The sequence below is a fragment of the Pseudomonas frederiksbergensis genome, assembly GCF_900105495.1.
GTDB classification, from domain to species: domain Bacteria; phylum Pseudomonadota; class Gammaproteobacteria; order Pseudomonadales; family Pseudomonadaceae; genus Aquipseudomonas; species Aquipseudomonas frederiksbergensis.
In genome coordinates this window covers 1,121,302-1,141,244 of the sequence record NZ_FNTF01000002.1, presented here as the reverse complement: position 1 = coordinate 1,141,244, position 19,943 = coordinate 1,121,302, and the positions used below count along the sequence as shown (strand labels likewise).

The 19,943-nt window shown below is 56.0% G+C and carries 11 protein-coding genes, 2 tRNA genes and 4 rRNA genes; 8 read left to right on the top strand and 9 right to left on the bottom strand.

Annotation, left to right across the window (positions count from 1 at the left end; genetic code table 11):
• Nucleotides 1-468 (top strand): SRPBCC family protein, encoded by a 468-nt coding sequence (locus BLW70_RS05905; RefSeq protein WP_074872399.1) that lies wholly within the window; start codon nucleotides 1-3, stop codon nucleotides 466-468.
• Nucleotides 469-524: 56 nt separating this feature from the next.
• On the opposite strand, the gene BLW70_RS05900 is transcribed toward BLW70_RS05905, so the two are convergent.
• Nucleotides 525-2,405, bottom strand: coding sequence for a methyl-accepting chemotaxis protein (locus BLW70_RS05900; RefSeq protein WP_074872397.1), 1,881 nt, complete (start codon nucleotides 2,403-2,405; stop codon nucleotides 525-527).
• Between the two features lie 314 nt (nucleotides 2,406-2,719).
• Here BLW70_RS05900 and BLW70_RS05895 point away from each other — a divergent pair, with 314 nt between their 5' ends.
• From BLW70_RS05895 to BLW70_RS05885, 3 genes are all read left to right on the top strand, one after another.
• A complete protein-coding gene (locus BLW70_RS05895; protein WP_074872395.1) occupies nucleotides 2,720-3,220 on the top strand; it encodes a sigma-70 family RNA polymerase sigma factor in 501 nt (166 codons plus the stop codon).
• Entirely contained in the window at nucleotides 3,220-4,233 is a 1,014-nt protein-coding gene (locus tag BLW70_RS05890; protein WP_074872394.1) for a FecR domain-containing protein, read from the top strand. The genes BLW70_RS05895 and BLW70_RS05890 overlap by 1 nt, the downstream gene beginning before the upstream one ends.
• Before the next feature lie 88 nt (nucleotides 4,234-4,321).
• A complete protein-coding gene (locus BLW70_RS05885) occupies nucleotides 4,322-6,823 on the top strand; it encodes a TonB-dependent siderophore receptor (protein ID WP_074872392.1) in 2,502 nt (833 codons plus the stop codon).
• Nucleotides 6,824-6,985: 162 nt separating this feature from the next.
• On the opposite strand, the gene rrf (BLW70_RS05880) is transcribed toward BLW70_RS05885, so the two are convergent.
• The 8 genes from rrf (BLW70_RS05880) to BLW70_RS05840 form a co-directional block, all read right to left on the bottom strand.
• Nucleotides 6,986-7,101 (bottom strand): 5S ribosomal RNA (rrf, locus tag BLW70_RS05880).
• 106 nt (nucleotides 7,102-7,207) lie between these two features.
• Nucleotides 7,208-7,323, bottom strand: a 5S ribosomal RNA gene (gene rrf / locus BLW70_RS05875).
• A 173-nt stretch (nucleotides 7,324-7,496) separates the two neighbouring features.
• Nucleotides 7,497-10,388 (bottom strand): 23S ribosomal RNA (locus BLW70_RS05870).
• Between the two features lie 248 nt (nucleotides 10,389-10,636).
• Nucleotides 10,637-10,712 (bottom strand) — tRNA-Ala (locus BLW70_RS05865).
• A gap of 30 nt (nucleotides 10,713-10,742) precedes the next feature.
• Nucleotides 10,743-10,819 (bottom strand) — tRNA-Ile (locus tag BLW70_RS05860).
• 82 nt (nucleotides 10,820-10,901) lie between these two features.
• Nucleotides 10,902-12,440: ribosomal RNA gene (locus BLW70_RS05855) — 16S ribosomal RNA — on the bottom strand.
• The 16S, 23S and 5S rRNA genes sit together here with 2 tRNA genes alongside, the layout of an rRNA operon.
• Before the next feature lie 641 nt (nucleotides 12,441-13,081).
• Nucleotides 13,082-14,302, bottom strand: coding sequence for a CaiB/BaiF CoA transferase family protein (locus BLW70_RS05845; RefSeq protein ID WP_074872390.1), 1,221 nt, complete (start codon nucleotides 14,300-14,302; stop codon nucleotides 13,082-13,084).
• Between the two features lie 13 nt (nucleotides 14,303-14,315).
• Nucleotides 14,316-15,497, bottom strand: a complete 1,182-nt coding sequence (locus tag BLW70_RS05840) for an acyl-CoA dehydrogenase (protein WP_008154475.1) — start codon at nucleotides 15,495-15,497, stop codon at nucleotides 14,316-14,318.
• A 157-nt stretch (nucleotides 15,498-15,654) separates the two neighbouring features.
• Here BLW70_RS05840 and BLW70_RS05835 point away from each other — a divergent pair, with 157 nt between their 5' ends.
• The 4 genes from BLW70_RS05835 (at nucleotide 15,655) to BLW70_RS05820 (ending at nucleotide 19,886) form a co-directional block, all read left to right on the top strand.
• The gene (locus BLW70_RS05835) at nucleotides 15,655-16,554 is read left to right on the top strand and encodes a LysR family transcriptional regulator (RefSeq protein ID WP_074872388.1); all 900 of its coding nucleotides are present in this window, start codon (nucleotides 15,655-15,657) and stop codon (nucleotides 16,552-16,554) included.
• A gap of 435 nt (nucleotides 16,555-16,989) precedes the next feature.
• Nucleotides 16,990-18,111 (top strand): Re/Si-specific NAD(P)(+) transhydrogenase subunit alpha, encoded by a 1,122-nt coding sequence (locus BLW70_RS05830; RefSeq protein ID WP_074872386.1) that lies wholly within the window; start codon nucleotides 16,990-16,992, stop codon nucleotides 18,109-18,111.
• A 15-nt stretch (nucleotides 18,112-18,126) separates the two neighbouring features.
• Nucleotides 18,127-18,450, top strand: a complete 324-nt coding sequence (locus BLW70_RS05825; protein ID WP_003187010.1) for an NAD(P) transhydrogenase subunit alpha part 2 — start codon at nucleotides 18,127-18,129, stop codon at nucleotides 18,448-18,450.
• Nucleotides 18,450-19,886 carry an NAD(P)(+) transhydrogenase (Re/Si-specific) subunit beta gene (locus BLW70_RS05820; protein ID WP_074872384.1) on the top strand — a complete coding sequence of 479 codons (1,437 nt, stop codon included), beginning with the start codon at nucleotides 18,450-18,452 and terminating at the stop codon, nucleotides 19,884-19,886. Before BLW70_RS05825 ends, BLW70_RS05820 begins: the two co-directional genes overlap by 1 nt.
• The last annotated feature ends 57 nt before the right edge of the window (nucleotides 19,887-19,943 follow it).

Sequence of the window (19,943 nt, the reverse complement as noted above, 5' to 3'; positions counted from 1 at the left end):
ATGAAAACCCTACAACCCGACACCCTGATCAAAAATCCGCAAGGCTGCCACGTGGAGTCCTCGGTGGAAGTGCCCGCCGATGCCAGGAAGGTCTGGGCAGTGGTCGGTAACTTCGCCGGCTTCGATCAATTCATTCCAGCGCTGTCGCACATCGAGATGACTGGCGAAGGCGTGTCGTCCCTGCGCAAGAAATTCTTCAAGGACGGCAACCTGGTGGTCGAGCAACTCAACTCCCGGGATGACCAGGCGCTGAACATGACCTGGACCACGATTTACAACACCTTGGGCGTAGCCAATTTATGGGCGGCGATGAGTGTCGAACCGCTGGGCGCGAACAAATCCCGAGCGACCTGGACGATCATCGCCGAACCCGTACAGGGTGGCGCCGAGGCACTGCCGGGGTTCACGGATTTCGTGCAGGGCTTTGCCGATGACTCGATGAACAATGTGTTGAAGCTGTTTGCGTAAGGCATGAAAAAGCCCGCTGTGGATGACTCCACAGCGGGCTCTTTTACATCGCTCGATCAGATTTTGAAGCTGTCGACCAACTGCTTCAACCGGTTCGCCTGCAGGGACAACGCATCGCAATCCTTCAACGTTTCATTGAGGTTGGCCACGCTCTGCTGGTTCAGCAGGTTGATCTGGTTTACGTCGACATTGAGGGTTTCCACCACCGCCGTCTGCTCTTCGGTCGCCGCGGCCACCGACTGGTTCATGCCGTCGATTTCGCCGATGCGCTGGGTCACGCTGACCAGGCGCAAACCAGCCTGGTTCGCCACTTCGACGCTCTGTTCGCTGGAGACCTGACTGGCGTTCATCGTGGTCACCGCTTCGCGAGAACCGATCTGCAGCGAGGTGATCATCTTGTGAATCTCCTCCGCCGATTCCTGAGTTCGGTGAGCGAGGTTACGCACCTCGTCCGCCACCACCGCAAAACCACGCCCGGCTTCACCGGCGCGGGCCGCTTCAATGGCCGCGTTGAGTGCGAGCAAGTTGGTCTGCTGGGAGATGCCTTTGATCACATCCAGAATGTGCCCGATGTTGTCGGTGCTCGCGTTCAGGGTTTCGATCTGCGTGCAGGACAAGCTGATTTTCTGCGACAACTCGGTCATCGCCAGAATGGTTTTCTCCACCACCTGACGACCGTCGTCGGCCTGCTCGCTCGCGCCGCTGGCGTGCTGGGAAGCATCGGCGGCGTTGCGGGCGATTTCCTGGGTGGCGGCGCCCAACTGGTTGATCGCCGCGGCGACACTGTTGGTGCGGGCGCTTTGCTCGTCGGAACCGACGATCGAGGCGTTGGACGAGGCCATTACCCGCTGCGACAGGTCGTGAACCTGGCGGGTGGCCGACGACACTTCGGAAATCGATGCGTGAATTCGCTCAACGAACTGGTTGAAAGAACCGCCCAGCTCACCGAATTCGTCTTTGCTTTCCACGGCCAGACGTCGGGTAAGGTCGCCCTCACCCTGAGCGATGTCCTGCATCGCACGGCCCATGGTGGTCAGCGGACGCATCAGCACGTTGATCAACAGGCTCAGCAGCACGGCAATGGCCGTCACGGCGATGAACATCGCGATCAGCGCAGAAGTGCGGAACTGGCTGAGTGGCGCGTAGGCCTTGTCCTTGTCGATCGACAGACCGATGTACCACTCGGCATTCGGCAAACCACTGACCGGCGTGAACGAAAGAATACGGTCCTGCTTGTTCAGGGTGACTTCCTGATTACCCTTCTCGATGCGCACGCCGGCGTTCGGGTAAATATCCTTCAGGTTTTTCATCACCTGGTCCTTGTCCGGGCTGACGATCACCTGACCGTCGGCGCTGACCAGGAATGCGTGACCGATGCCACCGAAGTCCACTGAGTTGATGATCTTCACCAGGGTTTCCAGGCTCAGGTCACCACCGACCACGCCGAGCAACTCGCCGTTCTTTTTCACCGGCAGGGCGATGGTCACCACCAGGCCACCGACGGCGGCCATGTAAGGCGGGGTCAACATGGTCTTGTCGGCAGCCACGGCCTGTTTGTACCAGGGACGCTGACGCGGGTCGTAACCGTCGGGCATCTTCGCGTCCGGACGCTGAGTGAACACGCCGTTGGCCTGGCCTACGTAGGTGAACTGGAAGTTCGAGGTCAGGGACGGTTGATTGACCAGCCCGGGAAGGTCGGCATTGGCGCCTTGATGGGCGACGTTTTGCGCGAGGTTTTCCAGCACCAGCACGCGGCCGCTCATCCAGTTCTGCACGCTGCTGGCGGTCAGGTCGCCGGCCTGCTGGACGCTCGATTCAAGGTTTTGACGGATGGTGTTTCGCTGCAGATAGTCGTTGTACAAAGTGAACAACGCAAAAGCCAGCACCACGACGCCGGAGGCGGCCAGAAGGATTTTATGGCTGAATTTGAGATTCATTTCATGGGACTTCTTATGCAAAAAGTGGGGATGCGTTCCGGGATGCAACATTCCATGTAACAGCGCAGGCAGGACTCTGGAGCCGCTCTACTTTGGTGCACGCATGTCTCATCAGGCTGTCGGCACAAACCGGAGAAAACTTAGGCGTTTGTACGAAATGGTCGGCATTCCTGTCAGATACCCGCCGAACGGCGTGCCAAAGCGCCTGATCAGCCTTTTTGGAGTGGCGACTGTTTGTCCGGCTGTTGCAAATTCCCGGACCCTTGATGACAATGCGACTAATTATCATTTGTGATGTTCGGGCTGTCGCATCCATGTCCTCACCTGAGTTTGCAGTACAGGCGCTTTACAGTAGCCATCACGGTTGGCTCAACACGTGGCTGCGCGCGCGTTTGGGTAATGCAGCCGATGCGGCGGATCTGGCTCAAGACACGTTTGTGCGGCTGCTGCACAGAACCGAACGCCTGGAGCTCAAGGCTCCCCGCGCCTTTCTTCGAACGATCGCCCGTGGGCTGGTGATCGACCATTGGCGTCGTGAAGAAATCGAACGCGCCTACCTGGAAACCATCGCCCATTTGCCCGAGTCCGAAACCCCGAGCGTCGAAGCGCGGGCATTAGTGCTTGAGTTGCTGGAAAGCATCGCGCGCATGCTCGAAGGCCTGAAGCCGAAAGTGCGTCAGGCGTTTCTGCTGGCGCAGTGCGAAGGACTTACCCACAAACACATCGCCGAGCAGATGGGCTTGTCTCTGCGTTCAGTTGAGCGCTATGTCGCCGACGCGCTGTATCACTGCTACGTGCTGCGGTATGAAACGTGATGCCTGTGGATAACTTGTCGCTGACTCGACGCGGGGAACCGCATCAGCAGGTCGTCAAACAAGCCATCCATTGGCTGCTGCGTCTGCGTAACAACTCGGCTAATGCCAGGCTACGTCAGCAATGCGAGGTCTGGCGGGCTGAACACCATGAACACGAACTGGCTTGGCAGCGGGTGCAGTCGCTGCAAGCCGAGTTGAGCAGCAACCTGCGGGCAGTGCCCGGTGCTCAAGTGGCCTTCAATACGTTGGAAAACAGCGCCCAGGGACTGGGTCGCCGCCAGGCCTTGAAGCTGCTATCAGGAGCGTTGCTGATAGGGTCGGTGGCGTGGATGGGCAAAGATGCGGTGGGCTGGCAACAGTGGACCGCCGACTTCGCCACCGCCACGGGCGAACGGCGCGGTTTCCAATTGCCCGATGGCACGCGACTGGAACTCAACACCGCCAGTGCAGTGGATCTGGATTACAACGCGCAGCAGCGGCTGATCAAACTGACTCGCGGCGAGGTCATCGTGACGTGCGGCGGGATCGACGAAGGATCTCCGTTTGATCGACCGCTGCGGGTACACAGTCGCCAGGGTGTGTATGAAGGCGTGGGGGCACGTTTCATCCTGCGGCAGGACGACGACTGCACGCGGCTCAGCGTTACCGGCGGCATGGTCCTCATACATTCACCGCTTGCCGCCGATGGCACGCCGACCCAGGTGCAGGCCGGGCAGAGTTATCTGATCGATCATCACCAGGCGAAGCTGGCGCCGCCGCTGGACATGGATGCCGGCGCTTGGGTCGACGGGCTGATCGTGACTCGCAATATGCGGCTGGGGGATTTCCTGGATGAAGTCGGGCGCTATCGCCACGGCTATCTGACGTGCGCAGCGGACATTGCCGACTTACGGCTGTCCGGGGTTTTCCGACTGGAGAACACCGACAGGTTGCTGGCCATCCTGCCGCAAACCCTGCCGGTGCAACTGCGCTATCGCACTCGCTGGTGGGTGACGCTGGAGCGACAGGCCTGAATTATTTTTGGCGGGTTTTGCGGACAAGTCCGGCTTAGTCAGTAAGCACTTCAATCCTGACTTCAGCGACTTCCTACGGAAACCTACAATGACTGTCCGCGCCACCAGTAAGAATCCTCTTCATTTCGCCGCCGATTCAGGCGTCCTGCGCTACGCCGTACGTGCTGCGCTGTTCTCCACCGCGCTGGGTGTCGGCGTATTGCCGACACTGGGCGTAGCGGCAGCGGGCAGCGAGGTCAGCAGCCACCGTTACAACATTGCCGCAGGCTCGTTGAGCGATGTGCTCAACCAGTTTGCGCGTCAGGCGGGGATCACCTTGTCGACAACGCCTTCGCAAACCGGGGGTCTTCAGTCACCCGGCGTGCAGGGCGAATATTCGGCAGATCAGGCTTTGCGACGTTTACTCAGCGGTTCGGGTCTGGAGGCCGTGAGTCAGGATGGCAACAGCTACGTGTTGCGCCCGGTCGCCGAAACCGAAGCGCTGGCATTGCCCACCACCGACATCAAAGGCTTTGCCCTCGGTAATGCGCTGGGCAGCATGGACGGTTACAACGCGACACATAGCCAGATCGCCACCAAGACCAGTACTGCGTTGCTGGAAACCTCGCAAAGCGTCTCGGTGGTAACCCGCGAGCAAATGGACGATCAAGGTTCGCAAACCGTCTCCCAGGCCATGCGTTACACCCCCGGCGTGTTGACCAACCCTTATGGCGCAACCCACCGTTATGACTACGTGGCGCTGCGCGGCTTCAACGATGGTTCGGTGGATAACATTTATCTGGATGGCTTGAAGTCCATGGGTGACAGTGGCACCTACAGCACCATGCAGGTAGACCCGTACTTTCTGGAGCGCCTCGATATCCTCAAAGGGCCGTCATCGGTGCTCTATGGTCGCAGCTCACCCGGCGGCCTGGTGGCGCTGACCAGTAAGAGGCCGCTGTATGAGGCCTATCATCAGGTTCAAGCTACGGTGGGCACTCAGGGTCAGCGTGGCATGGGTTTCGACTTCAGCGGCCCGGTGAATGACGACAAACGCGTAGCCTATCGCCTGACAGGGCTGGCGGATCAGTCCGACACACAGTTCGATCACAACAAAGAAAAACGCTTCGCCCTCGCGCCTACGGTGAGCATCGATTTCACCGAAGACACCTCGCTGACCCTACAAGCGTATTTGCAGCACGATCCAGACGGTGGTTATCACGGTGGCGTGCCGGCCGACGGCACCATTCATCAGCGCAATGGGAATCGAATTTCCCCACACTTCTTCGAGGGCGAACCGAGCATTGATGGCTTCCAGCGTGATCAGCAGTCCTTCGGTTACCAGTTCGAGCATCGCTTCAACAATGTCTTCACGGCACGACAGAACTTCCGTTACCTCGACTCCAAAGTGAAGCTGGATCAGGTCTATGCCTATGGCTGGACCACACCGTCCAGTAATGAGTTGAATCGTTATTACACCGGTGGCGACGAGAAACTTCATGCATTCATTGTCGATAACATGCTGCAAGCAGAGTTCTTCACCGATGCAACCAAACACACCGTACTGATGGGTGCGGACTATCAGCGTCGCAAAACCGTGGTCGACTGGACCAGCGGTGGTCTTGCCCCTATTGATGCGTTCAACCCGGTGTATGGAAATTCCGATATCGAGTTCTACAGTCCGACCAGCTATCTGCGTCGCCTGGAACAAACCGGCGTGTACCTTCAAGATTTGATCGAGATGGATAAGTGGCGCTTCTCGCTCGGGCTGCGCCAGGACTGGGTGGAAACGTCCGATGAGAATCGGCTGGCTGAAACCGACCGGGCGGTCGGCACCGAAATCAGTGACAAACGCACCAAGCTGACGGGGCGCGCCGGGGCGTTGTACCTGTTCGATAACGGCATTGCGCCTTACATCAGCTACTCCGAGTCGTTCAACCCGAACTCCTACTCGGACAGTGCGGGTAATCCCCTGGCACCGACCGATGGTACGCAATGGGAGGTGGGCCTGAAGTACCAACCGCTGGGCACCGACAATTTGTTCACCGCGTCGCTGTTCCGCATTGATCAGGAAAACCTGGCGACCAAACTGCCGCAGGAAAACTTCTATCGCGCCGTAGGGGCTGTCCGCTCCCAGGGCCTGGAACTGGAAGCGCACATGCAGGTGACTGACAACCTTAAAGTCCTCGGCAGCTACACCTTCACCGACATCGAATACGCAAAGTCGATGATCAGCACCTTGAGTACGGCCACTGACGTGATCGAGAACAAGGGCAACTCGCCGACCCAGGCGCCACGGCACATGGCTTCGTTCTGGGCTGACTACACGTTCGATAGCGCGGCACTCGATGGTCTGCGATTGGGTGGTGGTGTGCGATATGTCGGCTATAGCTGGGCCGACGCGGAAAACACCATGAAGGTGCCGGCCTACACGTTGTTTGATGCGTCTGTTGGTTACGACTTAGGCAAAGTAGGGATGAAGGGTGTGGATGTTCGCCTGAATGCGAACAACCTGACGAATGAGTCCTACGTGGCCTCCTGTGCCAGCCTGAACTTCTGCTACTTGGGCGAAGAACGCAATGTCGCCGCGACAGTGAGCTACCAGTTCTAAATCTCTCGTCATTCCAACAAAGCCAGCGCCTGAATTCGGGGGCTGGCTTTGTCGTCTCTGCGGAAACATTCCACTGTTTGGCGATGGCGCTCCTGAGCGTTTAGCGAGCCCACAACGACAAAACCCCTGTCTGCGTTAGCAGACAGGGGTTTCGGAATTCAATCTTGACGATGACCTACTCTCACATGGGGAAACCCCACACTACCATCGGCGATGCATCGTTTCACTGCTGAGTTCGGGATGGGATCAGGTGGTTCCAATGCTCTATGGTCGTCAAGAAATTCTGTGACCAGCCCGTTACAGCGTAACGTGCCAGCAAAACTGGTGACTTCTACTAAAACAAAACCCCTACCTGCATACGCAGATAGGGGTTTCGGAATTTGATCTTGACGATGACCTACTCTCACATGGGGAAACCCCACACTACCATCGGCGATGCATCGTTTCACTGCTGAGTTCGGGATGGGATCAGGTGGTTCCAATGCTCTATGGTCGTCAAGAAATTCGGTAGCCAGGTCGTGGGCCTTTGCAGGTTCACGCTCCAGCGAATGGGTATGTGATAGCCAGGTGTTTTGTGAGTATCTCGAACTTTCGGTTCGTTTCGTCTTCACACACCGCAATCTGGTGCCCTTTCGCCTTTCAGCTCGAAGCATGCAAATTGCTTGGGTGTTATATGGTCAAGCCTCACGGGCAATTAGTATTGGTTAGCTCAACGCCTCACAGCGCTTACACACCCAACCTATCAACGTCGTAGTCTTCGACGGCCCTTCAGGGGACTCAAGGTCCCAGTGAGATCTCATCTTGAGGCTAGTTTCCCGCTTAGATGCTTTCAGCGGTTATCTATTCCGAACATAGCTACCCGGCAATGCCACTGGCGTGACAACCGGAACACCAGAGGTTCGTCCACTCCGGTCCTCTCGTACTAGGAGCAGCCCCTCTCAAATCTCAAACGTCCACGGCAGATAGGGACCGAACTGTCTCACGACGTTCTAAACCCAGCTCGCGTACCACTTTAAATGGCGAACAGCCATACCCTTGGGACCGGCTTCAGCCCCAGGATGTGATGAGCCGACATCGAGGTGCCAAACACCGCCGTCGATATGAACTCTTGGGCGGTATCAGCCTGTTATCCCCGGAGTACCTTTTATCCGTTGAGCGATGGCCCTTCCATACAGAACCACCGGATCACTAAGACCTACTTTCGTACCTGCTCGACGTGTCTGTCTCGCAGTCAAGCGCGCTTTTGCCTTTATACTCTACGACCGATTTCCGACCGGTCTGAGCGCACCTTCGTACTCCTCCGTTACTCTTTAGGAGGAGACCGCCCCAGTCAAACTACCCACCATACACTGTCCTCGATCCGGATAACGGACCTGAGTTAGAACCTCAAAGTTGCCAGGGTGGTATTTCAAGGTTGGCTCCACGCGAACTGGCGTCCACGCTTCAAAGCCTCCCACCTATCCTACACAAGCAAATTCAAAGTCCAGTGCAAAGCTATAGTAAAGGTTCACGGGGTCTTTCCGTCTAGCCGCGGATACACTGCATCTTCACAGCGATTTCAATTTCACTGAGTCTCGGGTGGAGACAGCGCCGCCATCGTTACGCCATTCGTGCAGGTCGGAACTTACCCGACAAGGAATTTCGCTACCTTAGGACCGTTATAGTTACGGCCGCCGTTTACCGGGGCTTCGATCAAGAGCTTCGCGTTAGCTAACCCCATCAATTAACCTTCCGGCACCGGGCAGGCGTCACACCCTATACGTCCACTTTCGTGTTTGCAGAGTGCTGTGTTTTTAATAAACAGTCGCAGCGGCCTGGTATCTTCGACCGGCATGGGCTTACGCAGTAAATGCTTCACCCTCACCGGCGCACCTTCTCCCGAAGTTACGGTGCCATTTTGCCTAGTTCCTTCACCCGAGTTCTCTCAAGCGCCTTGGTATTCTCTACCCAACCACCTGTGTCGGTTTGGGGTACGGTTCCTGGTTACCTGAAGCTTAGAAGCTTTTCTTGGAAGCATGGCATCAACCACTTCGTGTTCTAAAAGAACACTCGTCATCAGCTCTCGGCCTTGGAATCCCGGATTTACCTAAGATTCCAGCCTACCACCTTAAACTTGGACAACCAACGCCAAGCTGGCCTAGCCTTCTCCGTCCCTCCATCGCAATAACCAGAAGTACAGGAATATTAACCTGTTTTCCATCGACTACGCTTTTCAGCCTCGCCTTAGGGACCGACTAACCCTGCGTCGATTAACGTTGCGCAGGAAACCTTGGTCTTTCGGCGTGGGTGTTTTTCACACCCATTGTCGTTACTCATGTCAGCATTCGCACTTCTGATACCTCCAGCAAGCTTCTCAACTCACCTTCACAGGCTTACAGAACGCTCCTCTACCGCATCACCTAAGTGATACCCGTAGCTTCGGTGTATGGTTTGAGCCCCGTTACATCTTCCGCGCAGGCCGACTCGACTAGTGAGCTATTACGCTTTCTTTAAAGGGTGGCTGCTTCTAAGCCAACCTCCTAGCTGTCTAAGCCTTCCCACATCGTTTCCCACTTAACCATAACTTTGGGACCTTAGCTGACGGTCTGGGTTGTTTCCCTTTTCACGACGGACGTTAGCACCCGCCGTGTGTCTCCCATGCTCGGCACTTGTAGGTATTCGGAGTTTGCATCGGTTTGGTAAGTCGGGATGACCCCCTAGCCGAAACAGTGCTCTACCCCCTACAGTGATACATGAGGCGCTACCTAAATAGCTTTCGAGGAGAACCAGCTATCTCCGAGCTTGATTAGCCTTTCACTCCGATCCACAGGTCATCCGCTAACTTTTCAACGGTAGTCGGTTCGGTCCTCCAGTTAGTGTTACCCAACCTTCAACCTGCCCATGGATAGATCGCCCGGTTTCGGGTCTATTCCCAGCGACTAGACGCCCTATTAAGACTCGCTTTCGCTACGCCTCCCCTATTCGGTTAAGCTCGCCACTGAAAATAAGTCGCTGACCCATTATACAAAAGGTACGCAGTCACCCAACAAAGTGGGCTCCCACTGCTTGTACGCATACGGTTTCAGGATCTATTTCACTCCCCTCTCCGGGGTTCTTTTCGCCTTTCCCTCACGGTACTAGTTCACTATCGGTCAGTCAGTAGTATTTAGCCTTGGAGGATGGTCCCCCCATATTCAGACAAAGTTTCTCGTGCTCCGTCCTACTCGATTTCATGACTAAGAGATTTTCGCGTACAGGGCTATCACCCACTATGGCCGCACTTTCCAGAGCGTTCCGCTAATCTCAAAGCCACTTAAGGGCTAGTCCCCGTTCGCTCGCCACTACTAAGGGAATCTCGGTTGATTTCTTTTCCTCAGGGTACTTAGATGTTTCAGTTCCCCTGGTTCGCCTCTTAAGCCTATGTATTCAGCTTAAGATAACCATCTTATGATGGCTGGGTTCCCCCATTCAGACATCTCCGGATCAAAGTCTGTTTGCCGACTCCCCGAAGCTTTTCGCAGGCTACCACGTCTTTCATCGCCTCTGACTGCCAAGGCATCCACCGTATGCGCTTCTTCACTTGACCATATAACCCCAAGCAATCTGGTTATACTGTGAAGACGACATTCGCCGAAAATTCGATTCTTGCTCCAAAGAGCAACTCACAAATTTTACCTTAGCCTGATCCGTTACCAGTGAAAGTAACGTCCAGTCTATCTTTCTATCACATACCCAAATTTTTAAAGAACGATCTAATCAAAGACTAGAAATCAACATTCATCACCGTCTTGGTGGAATGCTCATTTCTAAGCTTTCAACAAACAGAAGCAGTAGTGGTGGAGCCAAACGGGATCGAACCGTTGACCTCCTGCGTGCAAGGCAGGCGCTCTCCCAGCTGAGCTATGGCCCCGTATTTCTACAGGTGTTTCCCACACAAAATTGGTGGGTCTGGGCAGATTCGAACTGCCGACCTCACCCTTATCAGGGGTGCGCTCTAACCAACTGAGCTACAGACCCAATTTCGGGCTGCTTCTTATCGTCTTCTTCAATGAATCAAGCAATTCGTGTGGGAACTTATGGAGCAGCTGATGTCGTCGATTAAGGAGGTGATCCAGCCGCAGGTTCCCCTACGGCTACCTTGTTACGACTTCACCCCAGTCATGAATCACACCGTGGTAACCGTCCTCCCGAAGGTTAGACTAGCTACTTCTGGTGCAACCCACTCCCATGGTGTGACGGGCGGTGTGTACAAGGCCCGGGAACGTATTCACCGCGACATTCTGATTCGCGATTACTAGCGATTCCGACTTCACGCAGTCGAGTTGCAGACTGCGATCCGGACTACGATCGGTTTTCTGGGATTAGCTCCACCTCGCGGCTTGGCAACCCTCTGTACCGACCATTGTAGCACGTGTGTAGCCCAGGCCGTAAGGGCCATGATGACTTGACGTCATCCCCACCTTCCTCCGGTTTGTCACCGGCAGTCTCCTTAGAGTGCCCACCATTACGTGCTGGTAACTAAGGACAAGGGTTGCGCTCGTTACGGGACTTAACCCAACATCTCACGACACGAGCTGACGACAGCCATGCAGCACCTGTCTCAATGTTCCCGAAGGCACCAATCCATCTCTGGAAAGTTCATTGGATGTCAAGGCCTGGTAAGGTTCTTCGCGTTGCTTCGAATTAAACCACATGCTCCACCGCTTGTGCGGGCCCCCGTCAATTCATTTGAGTTTTAACCTTGCGGCCGTACTCCCCAGGCGGTCAACTTAATGCGTTAGCTGCGCCACTAAGAGCTCAAGGCTCCCAACGGCTAGTTGACATCGTTTACGGCGTGGACTACCAGGGTATCTAATCCTGTTTGCTCCCCACGCTTTCGCACCTCAGTGTCAGTATCAGTCCAGGTGGTCGCCTTCGCCACTGGTGTTCCTTCCTATATCTACGCATTTCACCGCTACACAGGAAATTCCACCACCCTCTACCATACTCTAGCTCGACAGTTTTGAATGCAGTTCCCAGGTTGAGCCCGGGGATTTCACATCCAACTTAACGAACCACCTACGCGCGCTTTACGCCCAGTAATTCCGATTAACGCTTGCACCCTCTGTATTACCGCGGCTGCTGGCACAGAGTTAGCCGGTGCTTATTCTGTCGGTAACGTCAAAACACTTACGTATTAGGTAAATGCCCTTCCTCCCAACTTAAAGTGCTTTACAATCCGAAGACCTTCTTCACACACGCGGCATGGCTGGATCAGGCTTTCGCCCATTGTCCAATATTCCCCACTGCTGCCTCCCGTAGGAGTCTGGACCGTGTCTCAGTTCCAGTGTGACTGATCATCCTCTCAGACCAGTTACGGATCGTCGCCTTGGTGAGCCATTACCTCACCAACTAGCTAATCCGACCTAGGCTCATCTGATAGCGCAAGGCCCGAAGGTCCCCTGCTTTCTCCCGTAGGACGTATGCGGTATTAGCGTCCGTTTCCGAGCGTTATCCCCCACTACCAGGCAGATTCCTAGGCATTACTCACCCGTCCGCCGCTCGCCACCAGGTACAAGTACCCGTGCTGCCGCTCGACTTGCATGTGTTAGGCCTGCCGCCAGCGTTCAATCTGAGCCATGATCAAACTCTTCAGTTCAAACATCTTTGGGTTTTTAAGAAACCCTAAACTTGGCTCAGCAATCGTTGGTTACATCTTTGATTTCTCGCGGAGTAACTTGTGATGCTGATAATCTTGTTGACTATCAGTCTGACTCCACAAGCACCCACACGAATTGCTTGATTCAGTTGTTAAAGAGCGGTTGGTTAAGATCTTTCGTCTCAACCGAGGCGCGCATTCTACAGCAGCCTCTGTTGCTGTCAAGCGGTTATTTTTCGAAGTTTTCAAAGTTTCCTTTGCAACTTCAACCACTTGCGCTTTCGATCTCTCGTTAGCGGGAGGCGAATTCTACAGCGTTACTCGCTGCTGTCAACACCTCTTTTACACCGCTTTCGACCGAGAAGATCGAACCGTCAAAAGAGCCAAACCACCTCGCTCTTTCAACTCCTTCTGGACTTCGATGACCTGAAGCAACTCGCTGCCGAAAACCGCATAACTCATTGTTTACCAAGGAGTTTTCCGTTTCGACTGCGCCGGAAGTGGGGCGAATTATAGACTTCCAGGATCTGCCGTCAACCCCTAATTGCATTTTTCTATCAAGTACTTGCAGAGCGCTCAAAACAGCTCACACCCTCTTCTATATAGAAGACCAAACCACTTCTTCTATATAGAAGAAGTCCTCAGAGCACTCCGGCCTCTTTGAATGCCGCCACAGCACCAGCATCCAGACCCAACACCCGCTGCAGAACCTCCAGCGTATGCTCCCCTAATAGAGGAGGTGCATTGCGATACTCCACAGGCGTTTCGGACAGGCGAATCGGACTCGCCACTTGCGGCACCATCCCGGCCAGCACATGGGGCAGTTCGATGGCCAACCCGCGCGCCTTAACCTGAGGATCAGCAAACATCTGAGCCAGATCATTGATCGGCCCGCACGGCACACCTGCCTGCTCCAGCTGCAGCACCCACTCAGCAGTCGTCTTGAATACAGTCGCCTGGCGAATAAGTGGGATCAACTCCGCGCGATTCGCCACCCGCAATTTATTGGTCGCAAAGCGTGGATCATCTGCCCATTGCGGCTGTCCAGCCACTTCAGCGAATTTGCGAAACTGCCCGTCATTACCCACGGTGAGGATGAAGTCTCCATCCGCCGTAGGAAAGTCCTGATAAGGCACGATATTCGGATGAGCATTGCCCAGGCGCTTAGGAGCATTGCCGGTAGTCAGGTAATTCATTGCCTGGTTAGCCAGGCAAGCCACCTGAACATCCAGCAACGCCATATCAATATGCTGACCGCCACCGTCATGATCCCGATGCGCAAGCGCTGCAAGGATCGCCACAGTGGAATAGAGACCGGTCAAAATGTCCGTCAGCGCCACGCCAACCTTCACCGGCCCGGCACCCTCATCCCCCTCGGGTCGCCCCGTCAGACTCATCAGGCCGCCCAACCCCTGGATCATGAAGTCATAACCTGCGCGCTTGGCATAAGGGCCGGTCTGACCAAACCCGGTAATCGAGCAATAAATCAGATTTGGATTAATCGCTTTTAGCGACTCATAGTCCAAACCATAGGCCGCCAACCCACCGACCTTGAAGTTCTCGATCAGGATGTCCGACTTCGCCGCCAGATCACGCACCAGCTTCTGCCCTTCAGGCCGAGTGAAGTCGATGGTGACCGATTGCTTGTTGCGATTGGCCGACAAGTAATAGGCGGCCTCGCTAGTGTTCTCGCCATAAGCGTCTTTAAGGAAGGGAGGCCCCCAGGCGCGCGTGTCATCGCCATTACCCGGGCGCTCGACCTTGATCACTTCGGCGCCAAGGTCAGCAAGGATCTGCCCGGCCCAAGGCCCAGCCAGCACCCGCGATAAATCCAGTACCCGTAGATGCGAAAGCGCGCCCATGGCCGTTCTCCTATTAATAGAACGCCTGAATGCCAGTCTGCGCACGACCGAGGATCAGCGCATGGACGTCATGCGTACCTTCGTAGGTATTCACCACTTCCAGGTTGACCAAGTGGCGAGCAACACCGAATTCATCGGAAATACCGTTACCACCCAGCATGTCGCGCGCCATGCGAGCAATGTCCAGGGACTTGCCGCAGGAATTGCGTTTCATCATCGAAGTGATCTCTACCGCTGCAGTACCCTCGTCCTTCATACGACCCAGACGCAGGCAGCCTTGCAGCGCCATGGTGATCTCGGTCTGCATGTCGGCCAGCTTCTTCTGGATCAGCTGAGTGGCGGCCAATGGGCGACCGAACTGCTTGCGATCCAGAGTGTACTGGCGAGCGGTATGCCAGCAGAACTCGGCAGCACCCAGCGCACCCCAGGAGATGCCATAGCGTGCGGAGTTGAGGCAGGTGAACGGACCTTTCAGACCGCGCACATCCGGGAAAATGTTTTCTTCGGGGACAAACACGTTATCCATGACGATCTCGCCCGTGATGGATGCACGCAGGCCGACCTTGCCGTGAATCGCTGGAGCGCTCAGGCCTTTCCAGCCCTTCTCCAGAACGAAGCCACGGATGTCACCCGCATCGTCCTTGCCCCATACGACGAACACATCGGCGATCGGGCTGTTGGTGATCCACATCTTGCTGCCGGTCAGGCTGTAGCCGCCTTCCACTTTGCGGGCACGAGTAATCATCGCGCCTGGGTCGGAGCCGTGGTCAGGTTCGGTCAGACCAAAGCAACCGATCCATTCACCCGAAGCCAGTTTCGGCAGGTACTTTTGCTTCTGCGCTTCGGTGCCGAATTCATTGATCGGCACCATGACCAGCGAGGACTGCACACTCATCATAGAGCGATAGCCGGAGTCGACGCGTTCGACTTCACGGGCAATCAGGCCGTAGCTGACGTAGTTCAGGCCGCTGCCACCATACTGCTCAGGGATAGTCGCGCCCAACAGGCCTACTTCTCCCATCTCGCGGAAGATTGCCGGGTCGGTCTTTTCATGGCGGAAAGCTTCGAGAACACGCGGCGCGAGCTTCTGCTGAGCGAATTGCTCAGCGGTGTCGCGGATCATGCGTTCTTCTTCGGTGAGCTGTTGATCCAGCAGCAGGGGATCGATCCAGTTGAAGCTAGCTTTACCGCCCATGAGTGTGTCCTCTCGAATCGGGTCAAATAACGTGGGCTGATCCTAGGCCGGGTTCGGCATTACGGCAAACGAGGATTTTGCATACTGTTGTGCTAATTTCTCACTCCGAAACATCGCAAAATAGCTTTTATGCGATGTATTAGTGAGGTTGACGTACATGCGCAGGAAAATCCCCAGCACAACGGCCCTGATCAGCTTTGAAGCGGCCGCGCGGCACGAAAGTTTTACCAAGGCAGCTCAGGAACTTTCGCTCACTCAAGGCGCCATTTGCCGACAGATCGCCAGCCTTGAGGAGTTCCTCAGCGTAGAACTGTTCCGACGCTCGCGACGTGGGGTCAAGCTGACGGAGGCCGGTCTTTCCTACAGCCGCCGGGTGGCCACCCAACTCGATGCCGTTGAACGGGACACCTTGTCAGTGATGGGCCAGCAAGGAGCCAACGTGATTGAGCTGGCGGTGGTTCCAACCTTCGGCACTCAATGGCTGCTGCCAAGACTCAAGGATTTCCAGCAAAAACACCCGGAAGTGACGGTCAACCTCACTAACCGAACGCGGCCCTTTCTGTTTGCCGACACCGACTTCGATGCCGCGATCTATTTTGGCGACGCGGACTGGTCGGGTACCGAATCCCACAGGCTGATGGGCGAAAATCCGATGCCGGTGTGCAGCCCCAATCTCATGGGGAAAAACACAACCCTGTCTCCCGGCGACATCGCCGAATTGCCCCTGTTGCAGCAGACCACTCGCCCTTATGCCTGGCGCCAGTGGTTCAACTCTCAAAACCTAAATATCCCGCGAGACATGACAGGGCCGCGCTACGAGCTATTCTCCATGCTTGCCCAAGCGGCCATGCACGATATGGGAATAGCACTGATTCCGCCGTTCCTGATTCAACGCGAATTGGCCGAGAAGCGCCTGGTCATTGCCAACCCCCAGGCGCTATCAAGTATCAAGGCGTATTACTTGATGATTCCCGAGCGAAAGGTCGAATCAGCCTCTTTAAGGGCATTTCGCGATTGGTTGGTCAATCAGGCACAGAGCTACAGCCTAGAAGGATAAAGGCTTTTCGCAACAATCTGACTGCGTAGTCAACAAAACCAAAACACTACAGATATAAGTATTTGTCGCATATTTGATAACTGTACCGACAAGCAGTACAAACGTCCCACAAGCGCCTGAAAACGTGGCCTTGAGCCTCTATTGCGGAGCAATAACGCCTCATTCACCTGACCGATGCGTAAATTCTCCAATTTTTATAAAAATCCTTACAAGGCACGGCCTGCAAGGGATTGAACCGGTCAGTTGCGACATTCGGTCACGGGGTGACTTGTAGTTAATTTTCCGTCACCCCTCATAAACCCTTGAAGGGCACTAAGTTCGCCTGCAAAATGCCGCGCCCCGCCCTGATTTAGCGGGATCGTGCTGATCGGCCGCCCCAGCCGCACCATCCGAAGTGCCTGGGTTTACTCAATAAGATCACGCAGGAGATTTGACGTGCACATTGGTGTTCCTCTCGAAACCCAGACGGGTGAAACGCGGGTTGCTGCAACCCCGGAAACCATCAAGAAGCTGATCGGCCAGGGTCATAAGGTCACTGTGCAAAGCGGCGCCGGTATTAATGCCAGCGTTGTCGACAGTGCCTATGAAGCGGCAGGCGCAATTATTGGCAGCGCCAACGATGCGTTTGGTGCCGAACTGATTCTCAAGGTGGTCGCCCCCAGCGACAGCGAGCTGACGCTGATTAAGAGCGGCACCGTTGTGGTGGGCATGCTCAATCCGTTCAGCAATGAAACCATTGCCAAGCTGGCCGAGTGCGGCATTACCGCGTTTGCGCTGGAAGCCGCGCCACGCACCTCCCGCGCTCAGAGCCTGGATGTTCTGTCCTCCCAGGCAAACATCGCCGGTTATAAAGCCGTGTTGCTGGCCGCTCACCACTATCCACGCTTCATGCCGATGCTGATGACGGCTGCGGGTACCGTGAAAGCGGCGCGCGTGCTGATTCTTGGCGCAGGTGTAGCCGGTTTGCAGGCGATAGCTACAGCGAAACGTCTGGGTGCAGTGATCGAAGCGTCTGATGTACGCCCTGCGGTAAAAGAGCAGATCGAATCCCTCGGCGCCAAGTTCGTCGACGTGCCTTACGAAACCGATGAAGAGCGCGAATGTGCCGTTGGTGTCGGTGGTTACGCGCGACCAATGCCTGCCAGCTGGATGCAACGTCAGGCCCTGGCCGTGCACGAACGCGCCAAACAGGCTGACATTGTCATCACCACCGCACTGATCCCGGGCCGTAAGGCGCCAGTATTGTTGAGCGCGGAAACCGTGGCGCAGATGAAGCCGGGCTCGGTGGTCATCGACCTCGCGGCAGCCCAGGGCGGCAACTGCCCGCTGACCGTGGCGGACCAGGTTGTGGTCGAGAACGGCGTGATCATTTGCGGCCCGACCAACCTGGCCGGCGCCGTCGCCGCAGACGCTTCGGCCCTGTACGCACGCAACCTGCTGGACTTCCTGAAGCTGGTCTTCAACAAAGAAGGCCAGTTCGAGATCAACCTCGAAGACGACATCGTCGCCGCGTGCCTGATGTGCCGCGACGGCCAAGTCATCCGTAAAAACGCCTAAGCAGGGATTCAGACGATGGAAGAGCTTATCTCCCCCGGTATCTACAACCTGATCATCTTCGTGCTGGCGATTTATGTCGGTTATCACGTGGTCTGGAACGTTACGCCCGCACTGCACACGCCTTTGATGGCGGTAACCAACGCAATCTCGGCGATCGTGATCGTCGGCGCCATGCTGGCCGCGGCTTTGACCGTAACGCCACTGGGCAAGACCATGGGCACCCTGGCGGTAGCCCTGGCAGCGGTGAACGTATTTGGCGGCTTCCTGGTTACCCGCAGGATGCTTGAGATGTTCAAGAAAAAAGCCCCGAAAGCAGTAAAAGAAGAGGCGCCTAAGTAATGAGCATGAATCTCGTAACGACGCTCTACTTGATCGCGTCGATCTGCTTCATCCAGGCCCTGAAAGGCCTGTCGCACCCGACCACCTCGCGGCGCGGCAATGTGTACGGCATGCTCGGCATGGCTTTGGCAATTCTCACCACAGTGGGTCTCGTCTATAAGCTAGGTGCCGAATTGGCCACCGCCGGCATCGGCTACGTCATCGTAGGCCTGTTGGTCGGAGGTACCGCCGGGTCGATCATGGCCAAGCGCGTTGAAATGACCAAAATGCCGGAACTGGTCGCCTTCATGCACAGCATGATCGGTATGGCCGCGGTGTTCATTGCCATTGCAGCAGTTGTCGAGCCGCAATCGCTGGGCATCGTCAAGCAACTGGGCGATGCGATTCCTGCCGGTAACCGTCTGGAGCTGTTCCTCGGTGCGGCCATCGGTGCAATCACCTTCTCCGGTTCGGTGATCGCCTTCGGCAAGCTGTCGGGCAAGTACAAGTTCCGCCTGTTCCAGGGCGCCCCCGTACAGTTCGGCGGTCAGCACAAGCTGAACCTGCTGCTGGGCCTGGCGACACTGGGCCTCGGCGTGACTTTCATGCTGACTGGTAACCTGAACGCCTTCGCGCTGATGCTGGCCTTGGCCTTCGTGCTGGGCGTGCTGATCATCATCCCGATCGGCGGCGCGGATATGCCGGTGGTTGTGTCGATGCTCAACAGTTACTCCGGCTGGGCAGCAGCAGGCATCGGCTTCTCGCTGAACAACTCGATGCTGATCATCGCCGGCTCGCTGGTAGGTTCGTCCGGTGCGATTCTCTCGTACATCATGTGCAAAGCGATGAACCGCTCGTTCTTCAACGTGCTGCTCGGTGGTTTCGGCAACACCGCGGACGCCGCCGGCCCTGCTGGCTCGAAAGAAGCCCGCCCGGTGAAATCCGGTTCGGCTGACGATGCAACCTTCCTGTTGACCAACGCCGACACCGTGATCATCGTTCCGGGCTACGGCCTGGCGGTAGCACGGGCGCAGCACGCGCTGAAAGAGCTGACCGAGAAGCTGACCCATCGCGGCGTGACCGTGAAGTATGCGATCCACCCGGTCGCCGGTCGTATGCCTGGCCACATGAACGTATTGCTGGCCGAGGCCGAAGTGCCTTACGACCAGGTGTTCGAGATGGAAGACATCAACTCCGAGTTTGGCCAGGCCGACGTGGTGCTGGTACTGGGCGCCAACGACGTGGTCAACCCGGCTGCCAAGAACGATCCGAAATCGCCAATTGCCGGCATGCCGATTCTCGAAGCGTTCAAAGCCAAAACCATCATCGTCAACAAGCGCTCGATGGCCAGCGGATATGCCGGTCTGGACAACGAACTGTTCTACCTCGACAAAACCATGATGGTCTTCGGCGACGCCAAGAAAGTCATCGAAGACATGGTCAAAGCCGTCGAGTAAAACCTGCTCCAGCGCAATACCCAAAACCTCAGCCTTTAGTAGGCTGGGGTTTTTTAT